Annotated in this window: 10 protein-coding genes; 8 read left to right on the forward strand and 2 right to left on the reverse strand. The window is 30.1% G+C overall.

What is annotated here, in order from left to right; genetic code table 11:
* Positions 1-191: 191 nt before the first annotated feature.
* The 6 genes from CLLU_RS17705 to CLLU_RS17730 all read left to right on the forward strand — a co-directional run bounded on the left by CLLU_RS17705 (position 192) and on the right by CLLU_RS17730 (position 3,740).
* Entirely contained in the window at positions 192-512 is a 321-nt protein-coding gene (locus CLLU_RS17705) for a PadR family transcriptional regulator (protein ID WP_106011088.1), read from the forward strand.
* Between the two features lie 2 nt (positions 513-514).
* On the forward strand, positions 515-1,225 hold the full coding sequence (locus tag CLLU_RS17710; RefSeq protein WP_106011089.1) for a hypothetical protein: 711 nt from the start codon (positions 515-517) through the stop codon (positions 1,223-1,225).
* The gene (locus CLLU_RS17715; protein ID WP_106011090.1) at positions 1,222-1,449 is read left to right on the forward strand and encodes a hypothetical protein; all 228 of its coding nucleotides are present in this window, start codon (positions 1,222-1,224) and stop codon (positions 1,447-1,449) included. The genes CLLU_RS17710 and CLLU_RS17715 overlap by 4 nt, the downstream gene beginning before the upstream one ends.
* 53 nt (positions 1,450-1,502) lie before the next feature.
* Complete coding sequence (gene yidC / locus CLLU_RS17720) at positions 1,503-2,144, forward strand: membrane protein insertase YidC (protein WP_106011091.1); 642 nt, start codon at positions 1,503-1,505, stop codon at positions 2,142-2,144.
* Positions 2,145-2,319: 175 nt separating this feature from the next.
* Positions 2,320-2,976 carry an ABC transporter ATP-binding protein gene (locus CLLU_RS17725; RefSeq protein ID WP_106011092.1) on the forward strand — a complete coding sequence of 219 codons (657 nt, stop codon included), beginning with the start codon at positions 2,320-2,322 and terminating at the stop codon, positions 2,974-2,976.
* Complete coding sequence (locus CLLU_RS17730; protein ID WP_106011093.1) at positions 2,973-3,740, forward strand: ABC transporter permease; 768 nt, start codon at positions 2,973-2,975, stop codon at positions 3,738-3,740. Before CLLU_RS17725 ends, CLLU_RS17730 begins: the two co-directional genes overlap by 4 nt.
* Before the next feature lie 158 nt (positions 3,741-3,898).
* Here the strand turns inward: CLLU_RS17730 and tnpB are convergent, their stop codons facing one another.
* Entirely contained in the window at positions 3,899-5,005 is a 1,107-nt protein-coding gene (tnpB, locus tag CLLU_RS17735; RefSeq protein WP_106011094.1) for an IS200/IS605 family element RNA-guided endonuclease TnpB, read from the reverse strand.
* A gap of 95 nt (positions 5,006-5,100) precedes the next feature.
* On the opposite strand from tnpB, the gene CLLU_RS18915 reads away from it, so the two are divergent.
* On the forward strand, positions 5,101-5,274 hold the full coding sequence (locus tag CLLU_RS18915; RefSeq protein WP_170065774.1) for a hypothetical protein: 174 nt from the start codon (positions 5,101-5,103) through the stop codon (positions 5,272-5,274).
* A complete protein-coding gene (gene tnpA / locus CLLU_RS17740; protein WP_242977743.1) occupies positions 5,240-5,581 on the forward strand; it encodes an IS200/IS605 family transposase in 342 nt (113 codons plus the stop codon). The genes CLLU_RS18915 and tnpA overlap by 35 nt, the downstream gene beginning before the upstream one ends.
* Positions 5,582-5,757: 176 nt before the next feature.
* On the opposite strand, the gene CLLU_RS17745 is transcribed toward tnpA, so the two are convergent.
* Complete coding sequence (locus tag CLLU_RS17745) at positions 5,758-6,429, reverse strand: DedA family protein (protein WP_106011095.1); 672 nt, start codon at positions 6,427-6,429, stop codon at positions 5,758-5,760.
* Positions 6,430-6,493: the final 64 nt, after the last annotated feature.

A 6,493-nucleotide genomic window follows, 5' to 3' on the forward strand; every position in this document is an offset into this window, starting at 1 on the left:
ATATTTATAATGTAAATATAATATACTTTTATCATATCTCAATTATAGTTATACAAAATAATCTCCTCCTGACGATACATTATTGTTTATTTAAATATCCGTTGATTTTATTGTTTCCATCTACTTGACAATACATAGTAGCAGATATATAATTTACATATACTATTATACAATACAAGGTAGGTGATTATGTGTCCAATACTACCCAAATATTAAAGGGATTACTGGAAGGTTGTATTTTGAAAATAGTAAACGGCCGCGAAACCTATGGTTATGAAATATGTGAAAACCTGGTTAATTATGGTTTTGAGGAAATCCAAGAAGGAAGTGTTTATCCTATACTTATAAGACTGGAAAAGAAAAAATTGCTTTACTCTGTTATGAAAAAATCTCCACTGGGTCCTATGAGAAAATATTATTATCTTACCGGTGAAGGTATTAAAGAATTGGAAAACTTTATATTATCCTGGAAGAAGATCAGACAGAGTATTGACAATGTATTGGAGGAATGATTATGTTATCAGGATGGCGGTTTAAAAAAATAAGATTGAAAGAACAAAAAAAATTAAACAGCACCAACTTATACTTATACAAAAGTATTACGGTTTATATTCAAAACAGCAATTTAAGAACAATTGAAAAGGAAGAAATTCTCCAGCAAATTATAGATATGATATTGCAGGCACAAATGGAAAATAAATCTGCGGACTTGATTATCGGACAAAATTATAAAGAATTCTGCAAATCAGTTATTCAAGAATACAGCAGCGGCAGAAGCGCAGTTTACACTTCATTAGATTATATGCAGAAATTTTTTCTGTGGACGATTTTGATTTCAGCATTCATGACGCTGTTAGGAGGAATAATCAGCCAGCCCTTTGATTTTGGCATCAACATAAACCAGCTTATACTGGCAAATATCATCTCACTTATCATTGTACCTGCATCAAAAAAAGAAAGACAAAAAACTTCATGGATATTTTATCTTCCTCAAAGATTTTACATGATAAATAAAGGATTGACTAAATCAGCTTGTTATTCATTTCTTTCAGCATTGCTTTGTGTTGGATTATTAAATCTTATATTCGAGAAATTACTGGGCAGTGAAATTCTCAGTTACACCGTAGCTTTATACAAAGTACTTCCCTATGCAGCAATAATACTATTATTAATAGTATTAATTGAAGTCTACAAAAAATATACTACAAAAGGTAAAATACTATGAAATTGGATATTGTAAATATACTTCAACTTATTTTAATTTTCTTTTTCATAGCTGGTTTCCTTTCCTGTATTTTATATTCATACAAGAATGATATAAAAAAGGTAAATTATAAATTAATCACCTGTACGTGGAGAGAAAGCTTGAAATATTCAGAGGGTATGACTGTAGATGAATATACTGTCTATGAAAAATACAGCATATGGAGATTTTTTGTGTACCTTTAATTAAAAATGATGTATTCTAACAAACCAAATATATTAAACGAGGAGAGAACTTTATGAACATCATTTTTAATCTGCTAAATACCTTGCTTCACTATCTTTTTAATCTTACTGGGGATCTGGGAATCGCAATTGTACTATTGACGGTAACAGTTAGGATTGTACTTCTGCCTGTATCAATAAAACAAAAAACAAGTATTGTTCAGCAGCATATATTGTCAAAAAAAATTAGCGGCATAAAAGAAAAATACAAAAACAACAAGAAAAAACTTGAATCAGAAATGCAAAAATATTATAGACAAAGTACTAAAAGCATGCTGGGATGCTTTGTAAGTCTGCTGCAATTGCCCATAATATCCTCACTATATTTTGTCATTATAAAAGTGCCTGTAAATGTTGGTACAATTATTATTCCCTGGATAGCCAGCATTAAAACGCCAGATAAATATTTTATAATTCCCTTAATATATGCACTTATATCATTAAGCCCCAATTTACTTTCATATATAAAATATTTGAAAACAGTAGAATGGGTGAAAATGACAAAGTCAAACCTTATATTTATAATCATTTTCAGCATATTTATTACAATTAAAGCTCCAGTTGCCATAGGATTATATTTCATAACTACCAGCTTATTTTCACTATTTGAAGAAATAGGCTACAGGTTATACATGAAAGATAAACCTTTGAATTAATATTTAAATTCAGTCCGTAAAATTTTGCTGCCCGAGAGATTTAGAAACAATAATCCTGTTTCAAATCACCCTCGGGTAATTTTATTTTACTGCTAATATTTGAGGATTTTAATCTGATTTTAATGCTAATAGTATAAAATAAAAATATATTTTATATATTTGAGGAGATTTATTTATGTCTTTATTAGAATTTAAAAATGTATCGTACATCAGCGACAATAAATACATACTAAAAAATTTATCTTTAGAAATCATCCCTATGGATTTCGTATCTGTAGTTGGCCCTTCTGGTAGCGGCAAAAGTACATTCTTCAAGTTATGTTCACAACTTATAAGTCCCACTAGCGGAAATATATTTTATGAAGGCATACCTTATGTTAAATATGACCCTATAGAATGGAGGAAAAAAATAGCCTATTGCTTTCAAACTCCCTGTCTTTTTGAAAATACGGTTATGGACAACCTAATGTTTCCTTTTTCTATACGAAATAAAGAAGTGGACTTAAATTTAATCAAAAAACTTTTAGAAGATTTTAAAATGGATTCAAGCTATTTATCTAGAACCATAAATAATCTTTCAGGTGGAGAAAAACAGAGGATTGCACTAATTAGAACTTTAATTTTCATTCCTAAAATTCTCCTGTTAGATGAAGTTACGTCAGCACTTGATGAAAAAAATACTTCTATTGTGGAAAATGTAATCAAATCTTTAAATGAAAAAGGGACCACTATTTTGTGGATAACTCATAATCCGGAGCAAAATAAAAAGCATGCGAACAAGATTTTATCAATTGAAAATGGAAGTTTGAAATCTTTGGAGGTTATAAAATGACTGGAGCTGCAAATATTAGTATTTATTCTATTCTCTTTTCTCTATTACTTGTATTAATTTCTCTTATATTCTCTTATTGGCAAAAATTAGGCCTTGAAAAAGATATAATTATAAGTATAGCAAGAGCTGTGATACAACTAATTATTGTAGGATATCTACTAAATTATGTATTTGGATTAAAGAATGTATTATTTACTACATTTTTATTAATGTTTATGATAGTGAATGCTTCATATAATGCAGCAAAAAGAGGAGGTGAAATCAGAAATATTTTTATTATATCTTTCATATCAATAACCTTTGGGACATCAATTACTTTGATTATTCTTGTATCTTTGGGAATTATAAAATATGAGCCCTATCAAGTAATACCTATAGGTGGAATGATTATAAGCAACTCCATGGTAAGTTTGGGATTAAGTTTCAAACAAATAAAGTTGAATTTTAAAAATAAAAAAGATGAAGTTGAAACAAAACTTTCTCTTGGAGCTGATATTTATCAATCATCTGCAAGTATAATAAAAGATTCTATTAAAGTTGGTATGCTCCCTACTATAGATTCAGCTAAGACTCTTGGAATAGTGGCACTTCCAGGTATGATGACAGGACTTATCCTTGCAGGTACCTCACCTGTTAGTGCGGTGAAATATCAGATAATAGTCACTTTTATGTTGCTTTCCGCTACTTCTGTAACTTCTTTTACAGCTTGTTATTTAAGTTACAAGAAATTTTTTAATGATAGAAAACAATTAATTCAAAAATAAATTGCTTTCTTAAACTTTTTAATAGTCTTGTTTCTTAAATATTTATTTGTGAACTTACCCCACCCAAAAGGGGATGGGGCTTCCTGCTTCTTCGACCTCGCAACCTACTATCTCCACAGGCTTAATTCCGATAGTTCCTACCGTATTTATCTACAGGCTTACGCCACTGATATTTTTAGTTCTTTCAATCCTTGCTTTAGAATATTTTTACTTGCATTGGTATCTCTATCGTGTTTGCTATCGCATTTAGGACATATCCATTCCCTTATGTTTAAGTCCTTTACTTCTGCATTTTGATAGCCACATACCGAACATAATTGACTTGAAGGGTAGAAAGTATCTATTTTATGTACAGTTCTACCATACCATTCAGCCTTATATTCAAGTAGTCTTGTGAACTCCGACCAACTGCAATCACCTATTCTTTGTGCTAACTTTTCATTCTTCATCATGTTTTTTACATTCAAATCTTCAAGAATTATAATTTGATTTTCTTTTATAAGTTTCAAAGATTCCTTATGCAAAAAATCTGCTCTTTGATTGGCAATTTTCTCATGGATTTTTGCAAGTTTAACCCTTGCTTTATGATAATTCTTACTTCCTTTAGTTTTACTGCTTAATCTTCTTTGAGCCTTAATCAAATTCTCATAAGACTTTTGAAGATATTTAGGATTTTCTATAGTTTCCTCATTGGACATAGCACAAAATGACTTTATACCTACATCAATGCCTATTGCATTAGAATTTTGAGGTAGTTTTTCACTTTCAATATTGGTGCAACAAATAGAAACAAAGCACTTATTGGAGGGGGTTCTACTTACCGTAACATTAAGTATTTTACCTTGAATTTCTCTATGTTTTTTAAACTCTATCCAACCAATTTTAGGTAGTTTAATTTTATTGCCTTCAATTTTGATGTTATCATTAACCATTTGAGTTCTATAACTTTGATTATGGTTATGTTTACTCTTGAATTTAGGGAAGCCACTACCCTTAAAGAAATTCTTATATGCTTTATCCAAATCTCTCAAACTCTGTTGAAGTGATATTGCGTCTATTTCTTTAAGCCATTCATGTTGATTTTTAAGGCTTTTCATATCGTTGGCACACTCAACATAAGACATGGATTTCCCTTCACTTTTGTATAAGTCTATCTTCTTTTCAAGATAGTGATTATATACAAATCTACAAGAGCCAAAAGTCTTACTTAATATTATTTCTTGTTCTTTAGTTGGTACTAATCTAAACTTAAAAGCCTTTTCCACAATATCACTTCGTTTCTCATATAGTTCATGTAGTTATTATACAACATCATTGAAGCAGCGTCAACTATATGGTATAGTTTATATGAGGTGATAGCATGGCAAGAAAAAGCATTAATACAACTTTAGATGTTGATTTATATTCTAAAATTCAAATCCTTGCTCTTAAAGTAAGTGCTGAAAAACAAACTAAAATCAATGCTAATGACTTAATTGAGGAAGGAATGAAACTTATAATTGACAAGTACGAAGGTACTGAAAACAAAGCATAGCATTTACAATATTAATTACCACATTGTCTTTTGTCCTAAATATCGTCATAGCATTTTTAAGAATACTTTAGAGCAAGAACTCAAAAAAGTTTTTCAAATGATTTGCTTCAACTATGGTTATGAGTTATTAGAAATGGGAATAATGCCTGACCATTGTCATTTATTTATTTCTACACCTCCAACCATTGCACCAGTAGACATTGTTAAGACTTTGAAAAGTGTATCTGCACTGTATATTTTTAGAACCTTTCCAAATCTGAAACGACAAAGGTTTTGGGGTAGTGGATTATGGAGCAAAGGTTATTAGGTTGGTACAGCAGGTTCGGTATCGACTGAAACAATTCAAAGGTACATTCAAAATCAGAAGTTAGTGTAATGTTAAGTTAAGGGAGTATTGAACTCCCCTAACTTAAAGCCCTTACATCCTCGACCACAAGGGTACGAGGTTTTACAGGCTAATTTATAAAAAGCATTATGCAAACATCAAATTTCCGCACTAGTACCGTCATTGTTATTTTCCTCTATTTTCTTTTCATTGGCAAAAGCAATAACTGCTGGAATAAGCGATATTATTATAATAGCTATTATTACATAAGAAAAATTATTTTTTATAAAAGGTAAACTTCCAAAGAAATATCCTCCGCCTAAAAATAAGGATACCCATAAGAGTCCGCCAAGCATATTATAAGTTATAAACTTTGAATAGCTCATCTTCCCAATTCCAGCTATAAATGGTACAAAGGTTCTTATTATTGGAATAAATCTTCCCAATACTATGGCCATAGAGCCATATTTTTCATAAAACCCATGTGCTTTGTCAAGATGATCCTTATTGATAAATCTGATATGTTCTTTTTCCAAAATGCCGGTTCCAATTTTTTTGCCTATATAATAATTAGCGGTATCTCCTATTACTGCTGCTAAAAAAAATACAATAAGTAACGTGAACACTTCCAGCATACCTCCTGAAGCAAGCGCTCCAGTTGCAAAGATAATGGAATCACCCGGTAAAAATGGCGTAATAACCAAACCTGTTTCACAAAATATAATCAGGAATATGATACCATATGTCCATACTCCATAATTTTGTATTATAATATTTAAATATTTATCAAGATGTAATACAATGTTAATTAAATTTCCTATGACACTCATAACTTTTCTTCCCTTCTGTTATTTAAAATTTAAATATATTTAAATTAACTTTTATATGTATTAT

The sequence above is a fragment of the Clostridium luticellarii genome, assembly GCF_002995845.1.
Taxonomy (GTDB): Bacteria; Bacillota; Clostridia; order Clostridiales; family Clostridiaceae; genus Clostridium_B; species Clostridium_B luticellarii.

What these genes read in the sequence shown, in the direction of transcription:
- CLLU_RS17710 (WP_106011089.1), top strand. Translation starts at nt 515, where the DNA reads ATGTTATCAGGATGGCGGTTTAAAAAAATAAGATTGAAAGAACAAAAA.
- CLLU_RS17715 (WP_106011090.1), top strand. Translation starts at nt 1,222, where the DNA reads ATGAAATTGGATATTGTAAATATACTTCAACTTATTTTAATTTTCTTT.
- yidC (WP_106011091.1), top strand. Translation starts at nt 1,503, where the DNA reads ATGAACATCATTTTTAATCTGCTAAATACCTTGCTTCACTATCTTTTT.
- CLLU_RS17725 (WP_106011092.1), top strand. Translation starts at nt 2,320, where the DNA reads ATGTCTTTATTAGAATTTAAAAATGTATCGTACATCAGCGACAATAAA.
- CLLU_RS17730 (WP_106011093.1), top strand. Translation starts at nt 2,973, where the DNA reads ATGACTGGAGCTGCAAATATTAGTATTTATTCTATTCTCTTTTCTCTA.
- CLLU_RS18915 (WP_170065774.1), top strand. Translation starts at nt 5,101, where the DNA reads ATGGCAAGAAAAAGCATTAATACAACTTTAGATGTTGATTTATATTCT.
- CLLU_RS17745 (WP_106011095.1), bottom strand. Translation starts at nt 6,429, where the DNA reads ATGAGTGTCATAGGAAATTTAATTAACATTGTATTACATCTTGATAAA.